The sequence below is a fragment of the Pantoea phytobeneficialis genome (genome assembly GCF_009728735.1).
Lineage (GTDB): Bacteria > Pseudomonadota > Gammaproteobacteria > Enterobacterales > Enterobacteriaceae > Pantoea > Pantoea phytobeneficialis.
This window is the reverse complement of the sequence record NZ_CP024637.1, coordinates 532959-555551: the sequence shown is the minus strand read 5'-3', so window position 1 is coordinate 555551 and position 22593 is coordinate 532959. Positions and strand designations below refer to the sequence as shown.

The following is a 22593-nucleotide window of genomic DNA, read 5'->3' as shown; positions in this document are numbered from 1 at the left end:
AATATATTGAACTAAGATCTGTATAGTGAACGTTGGACAGGGGGCAGTATGTCAGGGGATTCCGTAACAAAAAGCGATCAAACGCGCAAAAATATTGATACTGTTCCTGCACTGCGTCGGGCGGTGACCATTCTTGATCTGGTCGCCGCGCAGGGCGGCGCACTCTCCGCGGCGGATATCACGCGTCAACTGGCCCTGCCAAAAAGTACCGCGCATGGGCAGTTGAATGTCCTGACGGAACTGGGGCTGTTAGTCAGGACCGCCGATGGAGCGTTCCGCCTCGGACCGCATCTGATGCGCTGGGCAGACGGTTTTTTGTCACAGATGGATATCGTGGCGCTGTTCCGGGAATACTTTGCCAGCGACAGCGAGCTGGCTGGCTATACCATCACGCTGACTGTGCTCGACCGCGATGAAGTGGTCTACATCAGTTGCCGAAATTCAGAAAAACCCCTCGGTCATACGTTCCGTATTGGTATGCGGTTGCCTGCCCCTTTTACCGCCACCGGCAAGATGTTGCTTTCCGAACTGCCCGACGACGCGCTGGCGGCATTGTTCGCGAACGGTTTCCCTCAGCCCATGACAGCTGCCGGCGTGAGTAACCTTGATGAGTTGCGCCAGGAGTTGATCGCGATCCGCGCGCGCCATTTTTCGATTGATAACGGTCAGATTCACGCCGCGATGACCTGCGTTGGCGCAGCGATTTACGATCATACCGGCAAGGCGATTGCGGGCATCGCTACCAGTTTTCTCAGCAGCGAAGCCCGGACGGGGTTGGTTGAAAGTTTGGGTGAAAAGATGCGGGAAGCGGCATTGGCGCTTTCATGCCAGTGTGGATATCAGGGGTGAGAACCGATATCCGGTAGCGGCGCGATTTATCGCGCAGTCAGTGAAAGTATTCGCATAACGCGTCAATAAACACCCGGTAACGGGTTTCGTTGACGCGCGCAGGTTGCCAGAGCAGATGCATTGCCCGTTCCGGGCATGGGTAGTCAGCCAGAATAGCAACCAATTGCCCCCGTTTGAGTGGCAAAGCCAGCGCTTTATCATAACCCATGACCACGCCTGCTCCCCGGATAGCGGCCTCCAGCAAGGCGCCCCAATCGTTAATCTTCAGCCGGGAATTAACGTCAACGTCATAAAGTAATCCCTCGCTGATAAACGGCCAGCGATCGCTCAATCCTGCCTGCCAGGGCGCGAATGTCAGGCATTGATGATGTGCCAGATCGGCGGGGTGTTGCGGCCACCCCTGTTTCGCCAGGTACTCTGGCGCAGCGCAGGTAATGAGCCGATAGGCGGCTAAGGGCCGCGCGGCCAGTCGCAAGTTTTTATCCAGTTCACCAATGCGGATCACCGCATCAAAATCTTCCGCTGCCGGATTGATCACGTCGTCCGACAGCGTGAGTTCGATATTGATGTGGGGATAGCGCGCCAGAAAATCAGTGAGAAAGTCAGTCAGGGCATAGCGTCCAAAGGTGACAGGTGCATTCAACCGCAAGGTACCGCTGGGAACGTCAGCACTGCCACGGGCTTCACTATCGGCATCGGCAATCGCCTGTAAAATCGTCTGGCAGCGTTTGAAATATTGGTTGCCAGTCGGGGTAAGACTCTGCTGACGTGTTGTTCGTGTGAGTAAACGTGTTTCCAGCTGCTTTTCCATTGAAGCGATGTGCCGGGCCACCATCTGCGGAGACATAGCCAGCTTTTCCGCCGCAGCAACAAAAGATCCCTGTTGTACGGTGGCGACAAATACGCGCATCCCGGTGATTTTGTCCAACATTAACAACTCCTGGTTGTTTCAGAACGCAATATCAGGTCATTTTAAGTATCAATAGTACTTATTACACTCGCTTTTAATCAGCAAATAAGCAGAGGTGAATCATGAGTATCTATATTGTGAGAATGGACCATCCGGCAGGTCCCGAGTGGAATAGCTTTGTTCGGGAACATGTGGTTTATCTGAAGGACTTGATTAAACAAGGGAAACTTATCGCTTCAGGGCCGCTGAAGCAGACCCCGCTACGCGCTGGTTTTTTGATTTTCAACGCAGATAGCCGTGAAGAAGTGAGCAAGCTGGTGAATGCCGATCCTTTTGCGCGTGAAAATCTCATTGCGCAACTGGACATACAGGAATGGGACCCGCTGTTTGGTCAACTTACGGCATTGTCGAGTCGCGTCACCGCCAGTGAGTTGCAGGATCTGGTGGATTAATGCCAACGGTAGCGGCGCGATTTATCGCGCCACTACGTATCAGTCGATCAGGCCAGCACCATGTCTCCTTCAGGCTGACACGAACACGCCAACACAAAACCGTCATCGATTTCTTGTTGGGTTAAGGTCGCGGTGCTGCTGACGTGGTATTCGCCCGCCAGCACCTGGGTTTTACAGCAGCCACACACACCCTCACGGCAGGCTGCAATGATTGGCACGTTGTTGCTCTCCAGCGCCTGGAGCAGCGAACTGCCCTGCGGGGCGAAAAAGGTCTTACCGGCGGAGAGTTTGCTGAATGTTAGCCCTTCGGTCGCCGCCGCCACCGATGTTGTCGGGGTGAAGAATTGTTCTTTAAAGAAGCGCGTCACGCCGCCTTGTTTCACCGCCTCTTCCGCCCACGCCATATAGGGTGCCGGGCCGCAGCAAAATACCGTGCGTCCGGCGAGGTCGGGGACTTCACTCAATAGCGCGTGGCTCAGGCGGCCAGAGACAAAACCGGCGCTGGCCGACTGCTCTGCCACCAGCGTGACCGCGTAGTCGCGCCATTCGTCGGCAAAAATTACCTCCTGCGGCGAACGTACGTTATAAATGACCTGCACATCGACAGCCGGACGGTACTTTGCCAGCCAGCGACGCATCGACATTATCGGTGTCACGCCACAACCCGCAGCCAGCAGCAATAGCTTGTCCTGCGCTTCGTTGTCGCAGGTAAAGTGCCCCTGAGCATCTGAGAGCCACAGATAATCACCGCGTTTGACTTCACCGGTAAGCCATTGCGAGCCAGCACCGCCTGCAATGCGACGCACGGTGAGGGTGATGTATTCACTGACACCGGGTGTGGAGGAGAGGGTATAGGCACGCAGGGTGGTCGCGCTGTTGGCGATACTGACTAACGCATATTGCCCGGCACGATAAGGATAATAATCGTGACACAACAGCGACAGCGTCCAGACATCCGGTGTTTCCTGGTGGATGTGATGCACCTGCATACGCCACGGGCATTGCGGAGTTGGCATGGTCATGTTGATCTCCTCAGGCGCTCAGTAACTGCTGCATATCCTGCGCAACGGTGGTGACCTGACGCAGACCAAATTTCTCGTTCAACACGGCCAGCAGGTCTGGTGTCAGGAAGGCAGGGGCCGTCGGGCCAGTGACGATATTGGTGACGCCCAGCGATAACAACGTCAGCAAAATGACAATCGCCTTCTGTTCGAACCATGACAGCACCAGCGACAGCGGCAGATCGTTGACGCCACAACCGAGTTTTTCCGCCAGCGTCACTGCCAGAATGATCGCTGAGTAGGCATCGTTGCATTGGCCGGCATCGATCAATCTGGGCAGCCCTTCAATGTCGCCAAAATCGAGTTTGTTGAAGCGATATTTGCCACATGCCAGCGTCAGAATCAGGCAGTCGTGCGGCACCTGGGTGGCGAAATCGGTGAAGTAGCTCCGTTCGCTACGCGAACCGTCACAGCCACCTACCAGGAATACATGGCGCAATTTCTCCCGGCTGACCAGGTCGATCAAGGTATCCGCCGCCCCGGTTAAGGTCTGACGACCGAAGCCGACAGTGATCAAATGTTCAATCTCGCTATACGGGAAGCCATTGAGTTGTTGTGCCTGCTGGATCACGGCGGTGAAATCATCCCCTTCCAGATGCTTCACGCCTGGCCAGCCGACGATGCTACGTGTCCAGATACGCGCGTCATAGGCACCGACCATCGGGTCGATGATGCAGTTGGAGGTCATGACAATCGGGCCAGGGAAGCGGGCGAATTCCACCTGCTGGTTCTGCCAGCCACTGCCGTAGTTGCCGACCAGATGCTTAAATTTGCGCAGTTCCGGGTAGCCGTGCGCGGGCAACATTTCACCGTGGGTATAGACGTTAACGCCAGTGCCTTCGGTTTGTTGCAGCAGGTTGTATAAGTCTTTGAGATCGTGGCCGGAAATCAGGATACATTTGCCAGCGACGGCTTTGACGTTGACTTGCGTCGGCGTGGGATGACCATAGGTGTTGGTTTCGCCGCTATCGAGAATACGCATCACGCTGAAATTCATTTGGCCGATTTCCATCGCACAGGCCAGCAGGGCATCCATATCCGCAGGCCAGGTGCCCAGCCACGCCATGATGCGATGATAAGTGGCGTAAAGGGCGTTGTCATACTGACCCAGTACATGGGCGTGTTCCATATAGGCCGCCGCCCCTTTCAGGCCGTACAGGCACAGCAGACGCAGACCGAGAATATTGTCGCCAATCAGCGCCTTATCACGATTGGGCGCGAAACTGGCGGCTTGTTGCTGCAATGTGCCGAGATCGTCACTGACCAACTGTAAATCCGCCAGTGGATGGTCGAGAGATGCTCGCGGGTCAATCGCCAGGCAGGCCGCCTTCAGGGCTTCACGTTTGGCGATGGCTTCACGCGCGTAGCCGACAATACGCAGGGAGTCGAAGTTAACGTTAGTCAGGGTAGAGAAAAAGGCGCGCGGGGCGAAATGGTCGATGTCGTGATCGATCAGGTCATAGGTACGGGCTTTGTCGGCCCAGGCAGACAGTCCCTGCAATGTGGCGATCAGCAGATCCTGTAAATCGGAGGTTTCGGCGGTTTTGCCACACATACCTTGCGCATACGAACAGCCGTTGGCTGCCGGGGTTCGAATGGTTTGCTCACATTGCACACAGAACATAATCATAGCCCTTTATAAGTTGTATTTTAAATGCAACTTTAGGCTAATCCTGATGATGAAAACCAACCAGAAGAATTTCGCGTGATTTGCAGGGGAATTGATTTGGCGCAATTTTGCCAGTCATGTTGCCGCGAACGAGGTGGCTTCCCTGCCACCCAAACAGGTTATTGCAGGTTGTCTTTCACTTTCTGAACCGCCGTGGCATCAACCGGTGCTGCGGCGTTACCCCAACTGTTGCGGATATACGTCACCACCGCGGCAATCTGGTCGTTACCCAACACACCAGCAAAAGAGGGCATAGCGGGTGCAGTCGGGCGGATGTCGGTGTTTACACCACGACTGCCCGCTGCGACCACGCGAATCAACGACGTTGCATCCGACTGGTTAAGCAAAGGGTTATCTTTCAATTGCGGGAAGATATTTTGCTCGCCGCGTCCACCCGGGCTATGGCAGGCCGAACATTTGGACGCATAAATCTGCGCACCAAGTTGCATGCGCTCATCACTGGCTGGCAAGGGTTGCGGGACTTTTTCGCTTTGTTTATCTCCACCTTTCAGATAGGTTGCGACGGCCTGAAGATCGTCATCACGCCAATGTTGTGTTGAATGACTGACCGCATCGGCCATCGGTCCTGAGGCGATGTCGAAGCGGTTGACGCCGGTACGCAAGTAGCTGACGATGTCTTCCGTTGTCCATTTCCCTAGCCCGCTATGGTCGCTGTTGGTCAGGTTGGGGGCATACCAGCCTTCAACCACTTCGCCAGTGAGAAACTGGCCGCCTTTATCGCCACCAAGCAGATTTTTGGGGGTGTGGCAGGTGCCGCAGTGGCCTGGGCCTTCAACCAAATACGCCCCGCGATTCCATTGTGCTGATTTGTCGGGATGGGGTTGGAATTCTCCTTTGTCGAAATTAATCCAGTTCCACACCATCAGGCTGCTGCGGATATTGAAGGGGAACGGCAGTTGATTGGTCTCTACCTCATGGTGAATCGGCTGCAATGTTTGCATCCAGGCCCAAAGGTCGCGCAGATCCGCATCGGACATTTTGGTGTAAGCCGTAAACGGCATCGCACCATACAGCCGTTTGCCTCCGTGACCGATGCCTGCCGTCATGGCGCGTTTAAAGTCGTCATAGTTCCAGTTGCCAATACCGGTTGCGGGGTCCGGCGTGATGTTGGCTCCCACCAGGGTGCCAAAAGGCGTCTGGAGTTTTACACCACCGGCGAAAGGCTGTGTGGCATCGGTGGTGTGGCACGCCGTGCAATCGCCGAGTGTAGCGATGTAGCTGCCACGACTGATTTGATCATATTCCGGTTGTGCCTGCGCAACGAAGCTGGCCGTAGCCAGTAACGCCGCGAGTGAGAGAGACGTGAGCGTTTTCATGCGGTGATCATCTCCCCGGGACGTTTGAGATAGTAATGACGAATGGCGTGAGCCGCTTTAAATGCCAGCGCACCGACAGTACCGGTTGGGTTATAGCCAGGGTTTTGCGGGAAGGCCGATGCACCGACGACAAACAAATTAGGCACATCCCAGACCTGCAAATGTTTGTTCACCGAACTGGTACTGGGATCGGCTCCCATAATGAAACCGCCCACCACATGGGATGATTGGTAGGGAACGCTGTTCCAGTGGCCGGACATCGGTTTGGCGACGATTTGGCGCGGATTCATTGATTGCGCAATTTCTGCCACCTTACCGGTGCAGTATTGCGCCATCTTCAGATCATTCTCCGCGAAGTCAAAGGTGATACGCAGGAGTGGACGCCCGTGGGGATCGCTGTAATTGGGGTCGAGCGACAGATAGTTGGTACGCGTGGTGTAACTGCTCGCCTCACATCCGATCGACATGGTGCTGAGGTAGTTATCTTTGACCGCACGCTTCCACTGGGAACCCCATTTTGGTGTATTCGGCGGCACTGGCCGGTAACCAATCGGCGCAGAACCGATGGGCGTGACGCGAATACTGCCTCCGCCGAGAAAGCCAAGGCCGCTATGGTCGAAGTTGTCGTTGTTGAACTCGTCAATCCCCATGCCGACGGCACCTGCGCCGATAAAGGGGTTGAAGTTTTTGTTGTCGAAAAACAACGTTACGCCATTTGCGGTCTGATAAGCGTAATTGCGGCCAGTGGTGCCGCGATTTGTGACGGGATCGTAGGCTTCGCCAATCTTTGACAGCAACATCAGGCGCACGTTTTCAAACGTGAACGCGGCGACAATCACCAGGTCGGCGGGTTGTTCCCACTTATCACCAGAGGAGTCGATATAGGTCACGCCGGTGGCTTTCTTACCGGATGAATCGGTCAGCACCTCCAGCACCTCGCAGTTGGTGTAAGCGGTGAAATTTTCCTTACGCATCAACGCCGGAAGTACCGTGGTAATGGCACTGGCTTTGGAATAGTTGGCGCAACCGTAGTTGGTGCAGAAACCGCAGAAAGTACAGGGACCCATCGTCACGCCGTAAGGATTGGTATAGGCCTCTGACACCAACGATGAGGGAACCGGAAAAGGCTGATATCCCATATTCTTTGCGGCTTCGGCAAACAGCGTGGGGCCGTAAGGCTGACGCAGTGGCGGCGTGGGGTAATCACCGGAACGCATACCTTCAAACGGGTTACCGCCAGCACGTTTTTCACCATTGAGGTTGGCGGCATAGCCCGATGTACCGGCCACCCGCTCAAACTGCATATAATGCGGCTCCATCTCCTCCCAGGTTGTCCCCCAGTCCTGGAGTACCAGTTCATCGGGGATGGCATTTGCGCCATACCGTTCGGTCAGATGACTTTTGAGGCGAAATTCCTCCGGCTGGAAACGGAAGGTGATGCCTGCCCAATGGTTGCCTGCGCCACCCGTGCCGTTACCGGGGTGGAATGATCCCCATGTGCGCATCGGCAGTGCGGTCTGTGATGGATTGTTACGCATGGTGCAGGTATTTTGCCGGGTGCGCAGCATCAGTTCTTCGCGCATCACATAGCGCAGTTCGTCGGTCACGGTGGCGACATTGAAGTCACGCGCGGTATCGCGCCAGGGGCCACGTTCAATGCCGATCACCTCGAGGCCTTCATCGGCCAGTTCTTTCGCAATGATCGACCCAGCCCAGCCGAGGCCAATGACCACGACATCCGTTTTTGGTAATTTTTTCATGCTGTTATCCCCTGGCTTTCCATTGCATCATGCTGATGGGTTCTAATCCCAGATTCTCGTTATGGCGATCGATATAGTCGCGATAGTCGTAACGCGCGCCAGGGAATCCCAGCATCTTCCACGAAACCATGTCTTTGTTGCCGCCATAAATCGGATCGGCAAAAAAGCCTTCCATGGTGTTAGTCAGCACATCGTTAAACAGGGATTGCGCATCGTAGCCGTCGAAATGCACCTTGCCTGCCTCCATTGCCTGCAACAAATGGTCCTGCTGCTCCGGTTGAAGGTCGGCGAAGTTCTTTTGTGCGCTCTGTTGCACGTAGCGGTTGAGCGCTGCGATGCCCTGGCGATAACGCTGCTGTGGTATCAGCGGAGACTGGTCACCTTGTTGCGGTGTGCCCTGGTGAAATGGGCCTTGCATGTACAGCCGTTCAAATGTCCCGTAAAAACCGTGCAGTTGGCGATCAATAAACACGGCACAACCGGCTTCTTTGCCACCGATACTGAGTTCATCGGCAGGGATCAGACGGTCAACGATCGCTTCCAGGGTTTGCGCTTCTTCAGGGGTAAAGAACAGCCAGCCTTGTTGATCGAATGATTCGGGAGGATTGTCAGAAAAGGGCGTCCAGCCCGGTGTACCTTTGAGAGACACGGCATCAGCCGCTTGTGTCACCGTGGCAGCGACACCCAACGTTGTCCACGTCAACACCTGCCGTCGTGTCACCCCCGGCAGTGTTTTGGCTCTTTTTTTCATATTGCTTCCTAATTAAGTTGAACAAATTTGAAACAAAGGTTGTTTTTCAGGACATTGAAACAAGCAGTCAATTTTTATGTTGCGACTTTGTATCATTAACATTTTACAATTGTTAAATGTAAGGCCTTTCGGCAAAAGCGGGCTTTAGCAGGGGAAAAAATGCATTTTTTGTCAAAAAATGAGGGGAAAAGATAAGGGTTAGTAATAGATAAACATGGCAGCTAACAAATTGTTACTTCGTTGGCTGCCTGAAAGCAGAGGGATTAAACCGTTAACTGATTACAACGCGTCATAGTTCCTCAAGCGGTAATTAAGCATCGAAATGCCCCAACACACGACAAACAACCCAACCACCACAAAGCCCGCATTACCCAGGTTGTCACTCAGTTTGCCAATCCACGGCCAGATACCACCCTGCAATCCGAGTTTGTCGATCAATAGCCCCAGAGCCTCCACGCCACCGATACACAGCGCCACCACCACCGACGTGCCGGTAATGGTCATGTTGTAATACAGTTTGCGCTGCGGTTTATTAAACGCCCAACCATAGGCATTGAGCATCACCAGGTTATCGAGGGTATCCACCAGCATCATGGCGCTGGCAAACATCACCGGAAAGATAAGAATCGACCACATTGAGATGCCGTAAGAGGCGGTAGCGGCCGAAAGACCCAGCACGCCGATTTCTGTGGCGGTATCGAAGCCTAAGCCAAATAGAAAACCGACCAGGTACATATGCCAGCTTTTATTCACCAGCTTAAAGGTGGTGTTGAATAAGCGGCTCATCAGGCCACCCCCGCTGCTTTCCAGCGCGTCGGCGGTAAGCGGCTCGCCGCGTTTCCACTGGCGGAAGTTACGCCAGACACTGCGCAGAATCACCAGATTAACCAGCCCCATCGCCAGCAGGAAACAGGCCGACACTGCGGTGCCGATCACGCCTCCCACCTCATGGAACCAGGCCATATTTTTCTGGAAAGCGGCGGCAGTGGCGGCGATGGCAATCGATGCCAGAATAACGATGGTTGAGTGACCCAGGGAAAACCAGGCGCCAATAGTTGTCGGACGTTTTCCCTGCTGCATCATTTTACGCGTGACAATATCGATGGCAGCGATATGGTCGGCATCAACCGCATGGCGCAGTCCATAACACCATGCCAGCAGGCAGGTTGCCATCAATGCGGTGCTTTGCTGGAACACCACCAATGCCCAAATCCAGGCGGCAAAATTCGCGGCCACCAGCGCGCCCAATAAAGCGCCAGCGCGCGGGGTTTCACGAAGAACACGCAACAACATCATTTTTTCCTTGTGTATGAGGTATAAGACGCGCGGCGGCAATCAATGCCTGGCCGAGTGAAAGCGCACCGTCGCCCGCAGGCAACTGTGTCGGAAACAGAATCTCCAGATCAGAAAGCCACCAGCGCAGGCGTTCACGTAACAGACGGTTATGCATCACCCCGCCACAGCAAACGAGGGTGGAAATGCCCAGGTGACTGGCATGCTGACGAACCAGCTCGGCCAGCCCCTGAGCCAGGGCATCATGAAATGCCCACGCACGCGCCGGGGCGCTGGCCTGCCATCCCAGCCATTGCTGCCAGAAGGTAGCCATATCGGGACATCCCTGCACCAGCGGCAACGTCACGGAATGCGGGCAAGGACCGTGGTCGAGGGCCATTGTCTCCAGCAGGCAGGCGGCTTCGCCTTCATAACTTTGCTGGAGGGGCGCGCAGCCCAGGGCGGCTGCCACGGCATCAAACAGGCGACCACAGGAGGAGGCGAGCGGGGCATTGACCCCGCGGGTGATAGCCCGCGCCAACGGCTGCCAGGGCTGGGCACGAACCACCGCCGTTTCCGCATAGTGTTGCCAGTGCGGCACAAAGGCTTCGCATTGTGCCAGCAAATTACGCCAGGGCTGCCGCGCTGCCAGATCGCCACCCGGAAGCGCCACGGGTGGCAGACCGCCGAGGTGCGTACATTCCCGGTAGTCCACCCGCAGGCATTCACCCCCCCAGAGCTGACCGTCAGCGCCATAGCCAATACCATCAAGGGCCAGCGCCAGCACCTTGCCACCCTCCAGCGGCCAGTGATGTTCGGCCAGGCAGGCGGCAGCGTGAGCGTGATGATGCAATATTTCTGAGAGCGGCAGCGCCATCTCACGCCCCAGTTGTGCGCTACGCCAGGCCGGATGCGCATCAACCGCAATCTGCTGTGGCGTAAAGTGGTAGATCTCGCACATCAGCTGCAATGCCTGACGCCACTGGGTTTCGACGCCGCTTTGCGCTAAATCGCCAAAGTACTGACTGAGCACCGCCTGGTCGTCACGCACCAGACAGAAGGTATTTTTCAGATCGCCGCCGAGTGCCAGTATCGGTGGCAGTTGGTTGAAACCGGGCGGTAGCGGCAGGGCATCGGGCACAAACCCACGCGAGCGCCGTAACATTTCACCGCTGGCGCGCATCACAGAATCATCCATGCGTTGCAGGATCGGGCGATTATGCAGCAGCCATCCATCGGCAATCCCCGCCAGCTCCGCCAGCGCGCGATCATTCTCTATTGCAGGGGGCAAACCGTTCAGATTGCCGGATGTCATCACCAGTGGGCCGCCAAAATCCGCCATCAACAGATGCTGGAGAGGATTGGCCGCCAGCATCACACCGGTTTCATTCAGACCTGGCGCAATCCCGGCGCTTAACCCGCTTAACAGGTGACGGTCGACCAGCACAATCGGCGCGGCTGGTGAGGTGAGGAACGCGGTGGCCGAATCCGGTAAGCCCAGCGTATCCGGTATCATCACAGCAAAAGGTTTTGCTGGCCGCTGCTTACGCTGCCGCAGGCGCTGCACCGCCAGCGGGTTGCGGGCATCCACCGCCAGATGAAACCCACCCAGTCCTTTAATGGCGACAATCCCGCCTTTTTTCAGCAGCGTCACGGCCTGTTGCAGTGCCGAATCTCCCTTACACCGTTGCCCGTTGTGGTGCCAGATTATCTGCGGGCCGCAATCCGTGCAGGCCAGCGGTTGAGCATGAAAACGGCGGTCTAGCGGGTTGCGGTACTCCCGTTCACAGGCCGGGCACAGGGGAAACGCGGCCATTACCGTGGCGGGACGATCGTAAGGTATGGCGTGGATAATGGTGTAGCGTGGACCGCAGTGGGTACAGTTAATAAAGGGGTAGCGGTAACGTCGGTCCGTGGGATCATGCAGTTCGCGCAGACAGGCGGGACACGTTGCGGCATCGGGGACGATTTGCGTGGTCATGGCACCCTCGTCACTGTGACGAATGGTGAAACTCTCCGGCAGGCTTATCCAGCACATTGTCTGTTGTTCAATGCTATCAATCCGCGCCAGCGGCGGGCAGTGCTGATGCAGCGCCGCCAGTAACGTTGTTGCCGGGCTGGTCAGACGCACCAACACGCCCGCGCCGTCGTTGCAGACGTCGCCTTTGAGCTGGAGTTGTTGTGCCAGTTGCCAGACCCAGGGGCGAAAACCGACGCCCTGGACCTTGCCGCGAATACGTAATGCGATACCGTTGTTATTCATAGGAATTTATACCGTCGCGGCGCAATCTATTGCGCGATAATGGAAAAACCCGCGCGATAAATCGCGCCGCTACGAAGCCCTTGTTACGCTTCTGCCGCTTCGCGCAGGCGCGCTTTCATCTGGTTATAGGTGGTCTGCGCATAGAGTTCAGCCCACGCCTGATCCTCAATCGCGCTGACGTTGACCGCGCAATATTTGGTTTCCGGTGTTTTGGAAATCGGATCAAGATTGTCCTGAGTCAGCTCATTACAGGCACCAATCCACCATTGATAAGTCATATACACCGAACCCTTGTTGATGCGTTCATTGACGTCGGCGCGGCTGATCACTTTGCCGCGTCGTGAGCTGACCCACACCAGTTGCTGGTCTTTTATCCCCAATGCTTCGGCATCCAGCGGGTTGATTTGCATATAACCGGGTTCGTCGGCGAGGGTTTGCAGCGCCGCGCAGTTACCGGTCATGGATCGACAGGAGTAGTGCCCTACTTCACGCACGGTGCAAAGCACCAACGGGTAGTCTTTATCCGGCACTTCCGCCGGGGCGCGCCACTCAGCGGCGAACAACTGCCCCTTACCGGTTGGGGTATCAAACTTATTCCCTTTGTAGAGATAAGGGGTGCCGGGATGGTCCAGCGTCGGGCAAGGCCACTGAACGTGTCCCATCTCGCCCATTTTTTCGTAGGTTACGCCATAGAACAGCGGGCACAGATCGCGCAGCTCATCCCAGATCTGCTGGTTATTGTCGTAATGCATCGGGTAGCCCATTTCTGTGGCAATCAGGCTGATGATTTCCCAGTCACGTTTGACGTTGTATTGCGGTTCGATGGCTTTCTCAAAGCGCTGGAAACCCCGGTCGGCACAGGTAAACACGCCGCCGTGTTCACCCCATGAGGTGGCGGGCAGCAGCACGTCGGCCACTTCGGCGGTTTTGGTCATAAAGATGTCCTGCACCACCACGAAGTCGAGCGCTTCAAAACCCTGACGCACCAGGCCTAAATCCGCCTCGGTCTGGAGCGGATCTTCCCCCATGATGTAGTAAGCCTTCATCTCGCCTTCCAGCGCCAGATGCGGCACTTCTGTGATGCGCACGCCAACTTTGTCGTCCATCACTGCCGGATCAATGCCCCATGCGCTGGCGAACTTCGCTCGCACCGCCGGATCAACCACGTCCTGGTAGCCGGGAAACTGGTTGGGGATGACGCCCATATCGCAGGCACCCTGCACGTTGTTCTGACCGCGCACCGGCCCGACGCCGACATGTTCGCGGCCCAGATTACCGGTCAGCAGCGCCAGGCTGGACAAGCCTTTCACCACATCCACCGCCTGACCAAACTGCGTCACCCCCATGCCCCACATAATGGTGGCGGAAGGTGCTGCGGCGTAGGTGCGCATTGCCTGGCGAATCTGCTGGGCCGGGATACCGGTCAAATGCTCGACATCTTCCGGGGCGTAACCTTTAACGGTCTCGCGATAGGCATCCAGCCCCTCGGTGTATTTAGCGACATACTCCTTGTCGTAAAGTTGCTCATCCAGCAATACGTAACCAAAGGCGTTAACCAGCGCCATATTGCAGCCGTTTTTGATTTGCAAATGTTGATCGGCAATACGAGCGGTTTCGATGCGGCGTGGGTCGCAGACGATGATCTTCGCGCCATTACTTTTGGCTTTGATCACGCGGCGCGCCACGATGGGGTGAGAGTCGGCACAGTTATAGCCCACTACCAGCAGGCATTTGGAGTTTTCGATATCACCGATGGAGTTGCTCATCGCGCCGTTCCCCAGCGTCACCTGTAGCCCGGCGACGGAGGGACCGTGGCACACGCGTGCGCAGCAATCGACGTTATTGGTGTTCAGCACGCCACGGGCGAATTTTTGCATCACATAGTTGGTTTCGTTACCGGTGCCGCGTGAGGAACCGGTGGTCATAATGGCGCGTGGCCCGAACTGCTGCTTAATCTCGCCAAGGCGTTTGGCCGTGTAGCGGATAGCTTCCTCCCAACTAACGGGCTGGAGTTTGCCCCCTTTCTGATAACGGATCATCGGCTGCGTCAGACGTGGCGTGAGCAGTTTGGTGTCGTTGAGGAAGTCCCAGCCATAGTAGCCTTTCAGACACAATTCGTTCTGGTTGGTCACACCATCGGCCGCTTCGGCACGCAGAATTCTGTTGTTCTCGACGACCAGTTTCAGTTTGCAGCCTGCACCGCAATAGGGGCAGACGGTAGTCACTTTTTTCATCTATAGCCAACCTGTAAGAAGTTGAAAAGCCAGGATTAAAACGACAGCGATGAGGGGGCATCTAACGCGGCGCGGCGGCGTTTTTCTGCGCTCATCTGTTCGAGTTTGTTGCGATCGACGCACATGATGGCGTTGGTCGGACAGGCGTCGATGCACGCCGGACCTGATTCACGCTGGTGGCAGAGGTCACATTTGTTAGCCTCGGCTTTTTCCGCCATGACGTTCAGTCCGGCACCGCTGTTGCGAATCACCGGGCGAACCACCACCTCCATCGCACCGTAAGGACAGGCGACGACACAGGTTTTGCAGCCAATGCAGCGTTCCTGCATCACATGGACAAAACCTTTATCACGGCTGATTGCGCCGTTCGGGCAGACGTTGGCGCAAGGGGCATCTTCACACTGGCGGCACATGGTGGCCGTAGAGACATTCACGCCTTTGATGACATGAATGCGGGGCAGGAAGGTCTGCGGGGTGAGCGCCGAGCAATCCTGGTTTTCCTGATGGGACACGACACAGGCTACCTCACACGTACGGCAGCCGATACACTTGCTTGAATCAGCAATGATGAAGCGGTTCATCATAAACTCCTGCATTGAACTTGTTATTGTCAGGGAGCTATACACAAACCGTGCCAGTTTTTTAGTTGTTTAATAACAATGAGTTGCTTGTCGGCCTTGTTGGCATTGACACTTTTGACGATGACATCTGTCGGCACATGTCGTAGCGGTGCGATTTATCGCGCCGCTACGGTTGTGTGCCATCACGCTTCGCTGGTGAGCGCTGCAAACCCTCCGTCACCCACCCAGTCGTCAAGATGTCGATAGACCTGGTCTACCGCGTTCTTCACCGCCTCGGTCATGGGATAGCAAAAGCCCACCAGATCAGGCTGAATGCCGAGAAACACCACCTGACCGACATCGTCTTTAAGCTGATCAATCAGGTAATTGAGCGGCATATTGTGGGTGGTCATCAGCAACATGTCGGCGATGTCATCCGGGTCGATAACGCGGATTTCACCGGGGGACAGCAACATGTCGGTGGCATCAACAATCAGCAGCAAATCGGGCCGTTGTTCGCGAATGGCGACCACATCGTTTTCCGGCGCGCTGCCGCCGTCGATCACCAGCCAGTCGCCACAGGGGGCGGCGCGACATTTCTCCGCCAGCAACGGGCCTGCGCCATCATCACCCATCATGCTGTTGCCGACACACAATAAAACCTTAGTCATCACGCCTCCTGACCATCAGATAGATAGCCGGTTCCTGTTGAATGGCCTGGAGCATCGCCAACAGTGCCTGGCTCCATTGCTGTTGCTGCGGCGTCTGACACGCTCTGGCGGTATCAAATGCCTGTGCCAGCATCACCACATGGCTGTGGTCGATCACAATTTCCCCGTAGCGCGGCACGCCGGCCATCTTACGGCTGGCCTGGCTTGCCGCCGGAAGCGTGGCAATCCACGCCAGATAAGCCGCCCAGGGACATACCAGGCTCTCTTCCAGGCAATCAATCACGCCAAGGTGATGACCAATGGCCAGGCTGTAGTACATCACCTGTTGTGCTTCTGCCGGCGTTGCGTCATTTTCATCGACAAATTTGCGGCTAAGTTGGCAAAACACCACGGACTCACTCATTACACGCGCTCCATCTGCACCAGATTTTCCAGATGCGTAACAATCTCCGTCAGACGTGGATCGTTCTCTTCCGCCAGCCATTGCTGCACTGCGCCATCGCCGTCGGTCAGTTTGTGCATGAAGTTGTCGGCAATTTGTCGTCCATAGCGATAACCCGCCAGACGGCGCGCCGCGCGATCAATGCGAACGCGCAGCGGCTGTACCATCGCCGTATGCAGGATGCGTGCGGGTTGCAAATCCTGTTCGCTTGCCGGACGGGCATGGATTTTTTGCTCCAGCAGACCCAACGCCATGGCGAAGCCGTACAGGGTGGCGGCGGGTGTGGGTGGGCAGCCTGGGATATACACGTCTACCGGCACGATTTTGTCCGTCCCGCCCCAGACGCAGTAGAGATCATGGAAAATACCGCCGCTATTGCCACAGGCCCCGTAGGAGATACAAATTTTCGGGTCCGGGGCGGATTCCCAGGCACGTAACGCTGGTGAGCGCATGGCGCGGGTGACCGCGCCGGTGAACAGCAAAATATCAGCATGGCGCGGTGAGGGGACCACTTTGATTCCGAAGCGTTCGGCGTCAAAAAGCGGGGTAAGTGCGGCGAAAATCTCAATTTCACAGCCGTTGCAACCGCCACAGTCAACGCGATAAACGTAGGCTGATCGTTTGATTTTTTTCAGCAATGAAGCCTTCATGCTGGCAATCGACTCTTCCACCGAGAGCGGCAGTGGCAGGCCGTTATGGTCGCGTGGACCTGATACGTTACTCATCCGTTGGCTCCTCGTAACTGACGGTGAAACACGGCGCTGCCGGATGAGGCCAGGCTGTGCTGACGTTTACATGCCGGGCAGGTTTCGAACGCCGACCGCCGGTTTTCCGCCCCCTGGTCGCCGTTATGGCGCAACAAGGCAATGGCATAGTCGATCTCCTTTTGTACCGCGAAGGGATGACCACATTCCCGGCAATAGCACAGCGGAAAAAGCGCCTGTTGCAGCAAATCGGCTTTGTTCCACACCGCCAGTTCGAACTGCTGCGACAGGGTAATTGCGGCGGTTGGACACACCTCTTCACAGCGGGCGCAGAAAATGCAGCGCCCGAGGTTAAAGCTCCACGCCAGTTGCCCGGCTTCGAGATCGGTTGCCACGCTTAACGCATTGGAAGGACATGCATTAACGCAGGCAGCACAACCGATGCACTGCTGCGGATTGTGCTCGGGTTTACCGCGGAAGTTGTCATCCACGTCGATGGGTCGCAAGGGATAAGATTCGGTCGCGATACCGCCTTTGAGCGCGTTTTTAATAAAACTAAACATGATGACTCCCGACTATTTCAGCGGTGAATGGGTGCGCTCAATGCTGTAGCGCTCCAGCTCTTTGTACGGCACCACCTGGCTTTTCTTTTTGCGTACATCCACCACCGTCATGCGATCGGTGCAGGAGTAGCAGGGGTCGAGACTGCCGATGATCAATGGCGCATCGGACACCGTATTGCCGCGCAACATATAGCGCAGCGTCGGCCAGTTGGCGTAGGTCGCCGCACGGCAGCGCCAGCGGAACAGCTTCTGGTTGTCGCCGGTCATGCTCCAGTGGATATCGTCACCGCGCGGCGCTTCGCAGAAACCGAGAGCAAAACGCTGCGGGATGTAGGTAAACCCTTCCACCATCAGGGGGCCGCCAGGCAGGTTATCAAGGCCGAAATCAATCAGATTCAGCGCGGTGAACACTTCATTGATGCGCACTTTAAGCCGCGAAAGCACGTCACAACCGGCAAGGGTATGTACCTCCAGCGGCAGCAGGCCGTAACCGGCAAACGGGTGGTCGGAACGGGTGTCGCGAGCGTGGCCGCTGGCGCGCACCATCGGACCGACGTTACTGAAATCGCGTGCGATACCCGGATCAAGACGGCCAATGCCCACGGTGCGCGATTCAATATTGGGCGTGCTGAGCAGAATGTCGGTCAGGGTATAGACCTCGCGGCGCATCTGCTGCGCCAGTTGGCGCGTCTGTATCATGTCGTCTTTCATCAGGTCACGACGAATTCCGCCGATCAGGTTCAACCCGTAAGTTTTACGTGCGCCGGTCAGGATCTCCGCCATCTTCATCGACAACTCACGCACGCGGAAAAATTGCATAAACCCGGAGTCAAAACCCACAAAGTGGCAGGCCAGACCGAGGTTCAGCAGATGGCTGTGCAGACGCTCCACTTCGAGCAAAATCGAGCGGATCATCTGCGCGCGCGCGGGCACCACAATCCCCATCGCATTCTCCACCGAAGAGGTGTAGGCGGTGCTGTGGGCAAAGCCACAGATGCCGCACACGCGATCGGAGAGGAAGGTGACTTCGTTGTATCCCATGCGGGTTTCTGCCAGTTTCTCCATGCCGCGATGGACGTAGAACAGGCGATAATCGGCATCGATAATATTCTCACCGTCGACAAACAGGCGGAAATGGCCAGGCTCATCGGAGGTGACATGCAGCGGTCCGATGGGCACCACATTGTTCTTGCTGCTACCCAGTTCATTAATAAATTCGTAGGTTTCGCTATCGCTGGTAGGGGCCGGACGTTGGCGATAATCCATGCTGTCTTTACGCAATGGGTAGAGTTCATCGGGCCAGTCGTCCGGTAGCACCAGACGACGTTCGTCCGGCAGCCCAATTGGTTGCAAGCCATACATATCGCGGACTTCGCGTTCACCCCAGACGGCAGCAGGGACGCGTGGCGTCACCGATGGAAACTCTGGTCGATGGGCGTCTACCGCCACCCGGACGGTGATCCAGCATTTGGTGCCGCTCTCCATCGACAGTACGTAGTAAACCGCATAGCTGCCGCAGAGTTGGCGTTCATCATTGCCGAATAGCACCGATAACCAGCCTCCCTGCTGGTAATACAGCCATTCGACAATTTCCGGCAGCATGTTGAGTTTGACGGTAATGGTGATTTGATCTTTGGTCTGCCAGCTCTCCTCCAGCACCGCGTGGGGGAACTTGAGGTGCAGTGCAGCAAGGTAGTGTTGACCGATTTTCTCTTCAGACATGAAATAAGTTCTCTGCAATTACGCCGCCAGCAAGGAGACGAAGGCTAAAAAGGCCAGACCAAAACCGGCCCACGTAATACGTGACGTTTCGAGCATCCGCAGGCGTGCCATGCTGTTTTCAAACAGCGCGATCAGCAGGGCAGCGGCAATCAGTTTGACGATGGCCAGTACCACGGCGAGTACCCCTCCACCCCAGCTAAAGGCGTGCATCTGCCCCCAGGGCAAAAACACCCCGACAAACATTTGCAGCACCACTAACTGTTTTAACGAAATGCCCCACTTCAGTACGGCAAAGCCTGCGCCGCTGTATTCGGAAAGTGGCCCCTCCTGCAACTCCTGCTCGGCTTCCGCCAGGTCAAACGGCAGTTTCCCCATCTCGATAAACGTGGCGAAGGCGCAGGCGGCCAGCGCCAGCAACAGCGTCAGACTGTGGCTGAGCGGCCAGGCATGGACGGTCATGGCAATGTTGCTGATATGGGTACTGCCTGCCACCTGAGCCGCCACCCACAGGCCGAGCAGCAACATCGGCTCCACCAGCACGCCGAGCATCGTCTCGCGGCTGGCACCGATGCCGGTGAACGGACTGCCGGTGTCCAGGCCCGCAATGGCGAAAAAGAAGCGGGCGATGGCGAACAAATAAATCAAGGTGATTAGGTCGCCAACTGGCGGCAACGGCGAGGTGAGGGTAACCACCGGCAGCGCAGTAGCAATGGTCAACATCACGCCGACCATCACCAGCGGCATCAGGCGAAAAACCCAACCCGCAGCGGCGGGTGCCACGCTCTGGCGACCGAGTAACTTGAACAGATCCCGATACTCCTGCAACACGCCAGGACCACGCCGGTTATGCAAGCGCGCGCGGGCCATGCGCGAAATGCCGGAGAGCAAGGGCGCAGCCAGAAATAAGGCCAACGCCTGGGTAAGGGCAAAAAATAACGTCGTCATAGTGGTTCCTCAGGCGATGACCGCGACCAGCAAAATCGCCAGTTCAATAAATGCCAGACGCCGGAACGTGATGGCGATCCCGTCACCCCGCCAGCCAGGCACCCATCGCACCGGATTAAGGTGTTTGCGTAAGGCGAGGAGGGGCGCAAAGGCCGCTCTCACCGGTTGGGCAAAACCCGATGCGGTGATCACCATCGCTGCTTCGTGGTCGTAGCCACAAACCCATGCCGGGCCACGAGTGCGGTGCGGCAGGCGTTCGCCACGGAACAGCACCAGCAACAGCACAGGCAGCAGTGGCGTCATAATCAGCAGCAGGGCGATCAGCGGTTGCGATACCAGCGTCTGCGCGGTGTTGAGTGGGAGTGGGATGGCATGTTGCAGCAACGGCAGCAACCAGGGAGTCGCGACACCGGCAATCACGCAACCCAACGCCAGCAGAACGACGGTGATATTCATCAGGCCGGGCGGGTTGGTGGCCTGTTCGGCCTCCGGGCTGCGGGGTGCGCCGAGGAAGGTGACGCCATAGACCTTGGCCATACACATCACCGCCAGCGCGCCAGTGATCGCCAGTCCAACCGCCAGCAGCGGCCCAAGGACACGCGCAATAAAGGAAGCCTGGTTGCCTAACTGGAAGAATGACTGATAGATCACCCATTCACCGGCAAAGCCATTAAGCGGCGGCAAGGCGGCCATCGCCATCAAACCCACCAGCATCGCCAACGAAATCAGCGGCATACGCTTGCCAATCCCGCCCAGTTTCTCAATGTCGTGCTGACCAGTGCGGAACCACACCGCGCCAGCGCCGAGGAACAGCGTGGTTTTAAACAGGCTGTGATTAAACAGATGGTAGAGGCCACCGATCATCCCCAACGCCACCAGCGCCGGTTGGTGCAGCGCAATGCCGATAAAGCCGCAACCCACGCCCAGCAGGATAATGCCGATGTTTTCCAGCGAGTGATAAGCCAGCAGGCGGTTGATGTTGTGCTCCATCAGGGCGTACAGCCCGCCGGTAAAGGCGGTCACCATACCGAGCACCACCACCAGCACCCCCCACCACAGCGGCAACACGTCGGCGATCAGTGAAACGCTGATCATGCCGTACAACCCTACCTTCAGCACTACGGCGGAAAACAGCGCTGCGGCCGGAGCCGGGGCATTGGCATGCGCCTGGGGTACCCAGCCGTGCAGCGGAATAATGCCCGCCAGCAGACCAAAGCCGAGCAAACTTAACAGCAACACCAGCGGAGAGAGCGCCGCCCCCTGGAGCGCCAGGCGTAATCCGTCAAAACTCAGCGTGCCAAACTGCTGCCACAGCAACCAACAGGCAGCGACCAGCAGAAGCGTGCCAAGGCGACCCAGTGCAAACCAGAGTTGGCCGGACTTGCGACATCCGGTGAGGAAGTAGCCTGCCAGCGCGACAATTTCGGCCATCGCCACCAGGGTGGCGAGGTTAGCGGCGAGCAGAGCAACAGTCGCGGCGGCGAGGATCAGATTGACCAGCAAACCGTTGGCTTTAACCTGAGAATGCCGATGCCAGCTTACGTTAAACAGGCAGATAAACAGGCCGCAGAGTGACACTGTCACTAACCATATGCTGTTAAAGCTATTCAGTTGTAGCTGCCAACGCCACAGCGTCAGGATGGCGCTGAATCCGAGCAGGCCCTGGACGCTGGCTGCCAGCAGCAACGCACAACTTATCGCGCCACCGATACCGGCAACAACGCCACTGATGTGCCGGTTAAACGCGGAGATGCCCGCCAGTAACGCACTGAGCATCAGACCGGTCAGTGCCCAGTGGATCAGAAAAAAAACATTCATTTACGTGCCTCTGGCTGGCTGAACAGGCTTAAATCACCCAGCGCACCCGCCAGCGTAAGTTCACGCTTGCGTTTGCTGGTTTTGGCGATATCGGTGTTGTCGATCAGTTGCAGCGCTTTCGTCGGACAGGTGCGCACGCAGGCTGGACCCTGCTCATCGAAGCTGCACAGATCACATTTCACCGCGACAGCACGAATGCCAGGAACCCAGTCCAGCAGCGAACTAACGCGCAGGGGATCGGCAGGGGCGGCAGGCGCTTTGGGGCTGTTGACGTCTGCCGGGATGTGTAACGGGCGGCTGCCGGAAAATTCGATAGCCCCAAACGGGCAGGCTATGCCGCACAGTTTGCAGCTGACGCACAGGTTAGCGTTCAGCTGTACCGCGCCATCCACACGGTTAATGGCATTCACCGGGCAGACGCTGGCACAAGGGGCGTCTTCGCAGTGGCGGCACAACTGCGGGGCGGATTCGTCCCGGTTGCGCATCACCTTTAAACGCGGCATCGACTGTAAACCCTGTTGCCGGTGCGTCTCCGCGCAGGCCGCTTCACAGGTATGGCAACCAATGCATAATGTTGAATCAGCGATTACAAAACGGTTCACCAACGGAT

The 22593-nt window shown here is 56.7% G+C and carries 20 protein-coding genes; 2 read left to right on the top strand and 18 right to left on the bottom strand.

Annotated elements, in window-relative coordinates:
• Positions 1-48 precede the first annotated feature (48 nt).
• A complete protein-coding gene (locus CTZ24_RS22775) occupies positions 49-849 on the top strand; it encodes an IclR family transcriptional regulator (protein WP_208725903.1) in 801 nt (266 codons plus the stop codon).
• Between the two features lie 37 nt (positions 850-886).
• Here CTZ24_RS22775 and CTZ24_RS22770 read toward each other — a convergent pair whose 3' ends face one another.
• Positions 887-1780: a LysR family transcriptional regulator gene (locus tag CTZ24_RS22770; RefSeq protein WP_208725902.1), complete on the bottom strand. Its 894-nt coding sequence runs from the start codon at positions 1778-1780 to the stop codon at positions 887-889.
• Between the two features lie 101 nt (positions 1781-1881).
• On the opposite strand from CTZ24_RS22770, the gene CTZ24_RS22765 reads away from it, so the two are divergent.
• Positions 1882-2211, top strand: coding sequence for a YciI family protein (locus CTZ24_RS22765; RefSeq protein ID WP_208725901.1), 330 nt, complete (start codon positions 1882-1884; stop codon positions 2209-2211).
• Between the two features lie 47 nt (positions 2212-2258).
• On the opposite strand, the gene hcr is transcribed toward CTZ24_RS22765, so the two are convergent.
• The 17 genes from hcr to CTZ24_RS22680 all read right to left on the bottom strand — a co-directional run bounded on the left by hcr (position 2259) and on the right by CTZ24_RS22680 (position 22585).
• Positions 2259-3233, bottom strand: a complete 975-nt coding sequence (hcr, locus tag CTZ24_RS22760; RefSeq protein ID WP_208725900.1) for an NADH oxidoreductase — start codon at positions 3231-3233, stop codon at positions 2259-2261.
• Positions 3234-3243: 10 nt separating this feature from the next.
• Positions 3244-4896, bottom strand: coding sequence for a hydroxylamine reductase (gene hcp / locus CTZ24_RS22755; RefSeq protein ID WP_208725899.1), 1653 nt, complete (start codon positions 4894-4896; stop codon positions 3244-3246).
• Between the two features lie 164 nt (positions 4897-5060).
• On the bottom strand, positions 5061-6278 hold the full coding sequence (locus tag CTZ24_RS22750) for a c-type cytochrome (protein ID WP_208725898.1): 1218 nt from the start codon (positions 6276-6278) through the stop codon (positions 5061-5063).
• Positions 6275-8038: a GMC family oxidoreductase gene (locus tag CTZ24_RS22745; RefSeq protein ID WP_208725897.1), complete on the bottom strand. Its 1764-nt coding sequence runs from the start codon at positions 8036-8038 to the stop codon at positions 6275-6277. The genes CTZ24_RS22750 and CTZ24_RS22745 overlap by 4 nt, the downstream gene beginning before the upstream one ends.
• A 4-nt stretch (positions 8039-8042) precedes the next feature.
• Positions 8043-8789 (bottom strand): gluconate 2-dehydrogenase subunit 3 family protein, encoded by a 747-nt coding sequence (locus tag CTZ24_RS22740; RefSeq protein WP_208725896.1) that lies wholly within the window; start codon positions 8787-8789, stop codon positions 8043-8045.
• Between the two features lie 279 nt (positions 8790-9068).
• On the bottom strand, positions 9069-10082 hold the full coding sequence (locus CTZ24_RS22735) for a HoxN/HupN/NixA family nickel/cobalt transporter (protein WP_208726620.1): 1014 nt from the start codon (positions 10080-10082) through the stop codon (positions 9069-9071).
• Positions 10060-12324 carry a carbamoyltransferase HypF gene (hypF, locus tag CTZ24_RS22730; protein WP_208725895.1) on the bottom strand — a complete coding sequence of 755 codons (2265 nt, stop codon included), beginning with the start codon at positions 12322-12324 and terminating at the stop codon, positions 10060-10062. The genes CTZ24_RS22735 and hypF overlap by 23 nt, the downstream gene beginning before the upstream one ends.
• Positions 12325-12407: 83 nt before the next feature.
• Positions 12408-14558, bottom strand: a complete 2151-nt coding sequence (fdhF, locus tag CTZ24_RS22725) for a formate dehydrogenase subunit alpha (protein WP_208725894.1) — start codon at positions 14556-14558, stop codon at positions 12408-12410.
• A gap of 35 nt (positions 14559-14593) precedes the next feature.
• On the bottom strand, positions 14594-15139 hold the full coding sequence (gene hydN / locus CTZ24_RS22720; protein ID WP_208726618.1) for an electron transport protein HydN: 546 nt from the start codon (positions 15137-15139) through the stop codon (positions 14594-14596).
• Between the two features lie 182 nt (positions 15140-15321).
• Entirely contained in the window at positions 15322-15789 is a 468-nt protein-coding gene (hycI, locus tag CTZ24_RS22715) for a hydrogenase maturation peptidase HycI (protein ID WP_208725893.1), read from the bottom strand.
• The gene (locus CTZ24_RS22710; protein WP_208725892.1) at positions 15782-16192 is read right to left on the bottom strand and encodes a formate hydrogenlyase maturation HycH family protein; all 411 of its coding nucleotides are present in this window, start codon (positions 16190-16192) and stop codon (positions 15782-15784) included. Before CTZ24_RS22710 ends, hycI begins: the two co-directional genes overlap by 8 nt.
• Positions 16192-16956, bottom strand: coding sequence for an NADH-quinone oxidoreductase subunit B family protein (locus CTZ24_RS22705; protein ID WP_208725891.1), 765 nt, complete (start codon positions 16954-16956; stop codon positions 16192-16194). Before CTZ24_RS22705 ends, CTZ24_RS22710 begins: the two co-directional genes overlap by 1 nt.
• Positions 16953-17498, bottom strand: a complete 546-nt coding sequence (locus CTZ24_RS22700) for a formate hydrogenlyase complex iron-sulfur subunit (RefSeq protein WP_208725890.1) — start codon at positions 17496-17498, stop codon at positions 16953-16955. The genes CTZ24_RS22705 and CTZ24_RS22700 overlap by 4 nt, the downstream gene beginning before the upstream one ends.
• 12 nt (positions 17499-17510) lie before the next feature.
• Positions 17511-19220 (bottom strand): hydrogenase large subunit, encoded by a 1710-nt coding sequence (locus tag CTZ24_RS22695; protein ID WP_208725889.1) that lies wholly within the window; start codon positions 19218-19220, stop codon positions 17511-17513.
• Positions 19221-19238: 18 nt separating this feature from the next.
• The gene (locus tag CTZ24_RS22690; protein ID WP_208725888.1) at positions 19239-20165 is read right to left on the bottom strand and encodes a respiratory chain complex I subunit 1 family protein; all 927 of its coding nucleotides are present in this window, start codon (positions 20163-20165) and stop codon (positions 19239-19241) included.
• Positions 20166-20174: 9 nt separating this feature from the next.
• Positions 20175-21983, bottom strand: a complete 1809-nt coding sequence (gene hycC / locus CTZ24_RS22685; protein ID WP_208725887.1) for a formate hydrogenlyase subunit 3 — start codon at positions 21981-21983, stop codon at positions 20175-20177.
• Positions 21980-22585, bottom strand: a complete 606-nt coding sequence (locus tag CTZ24_RS22680) for a 4Fe-4S dicluster domain-containing protein (protein WP_208725886.1) — start codon at positions 22583-22585, stop codon at positions 21980-21982. The genes hycC and CTZ24_RS22680 overlap by 4 nt, the downstream gene beginning before the upstream one ends.
• Positions 22586-22593: the final 8 nt, after the last annotated feature.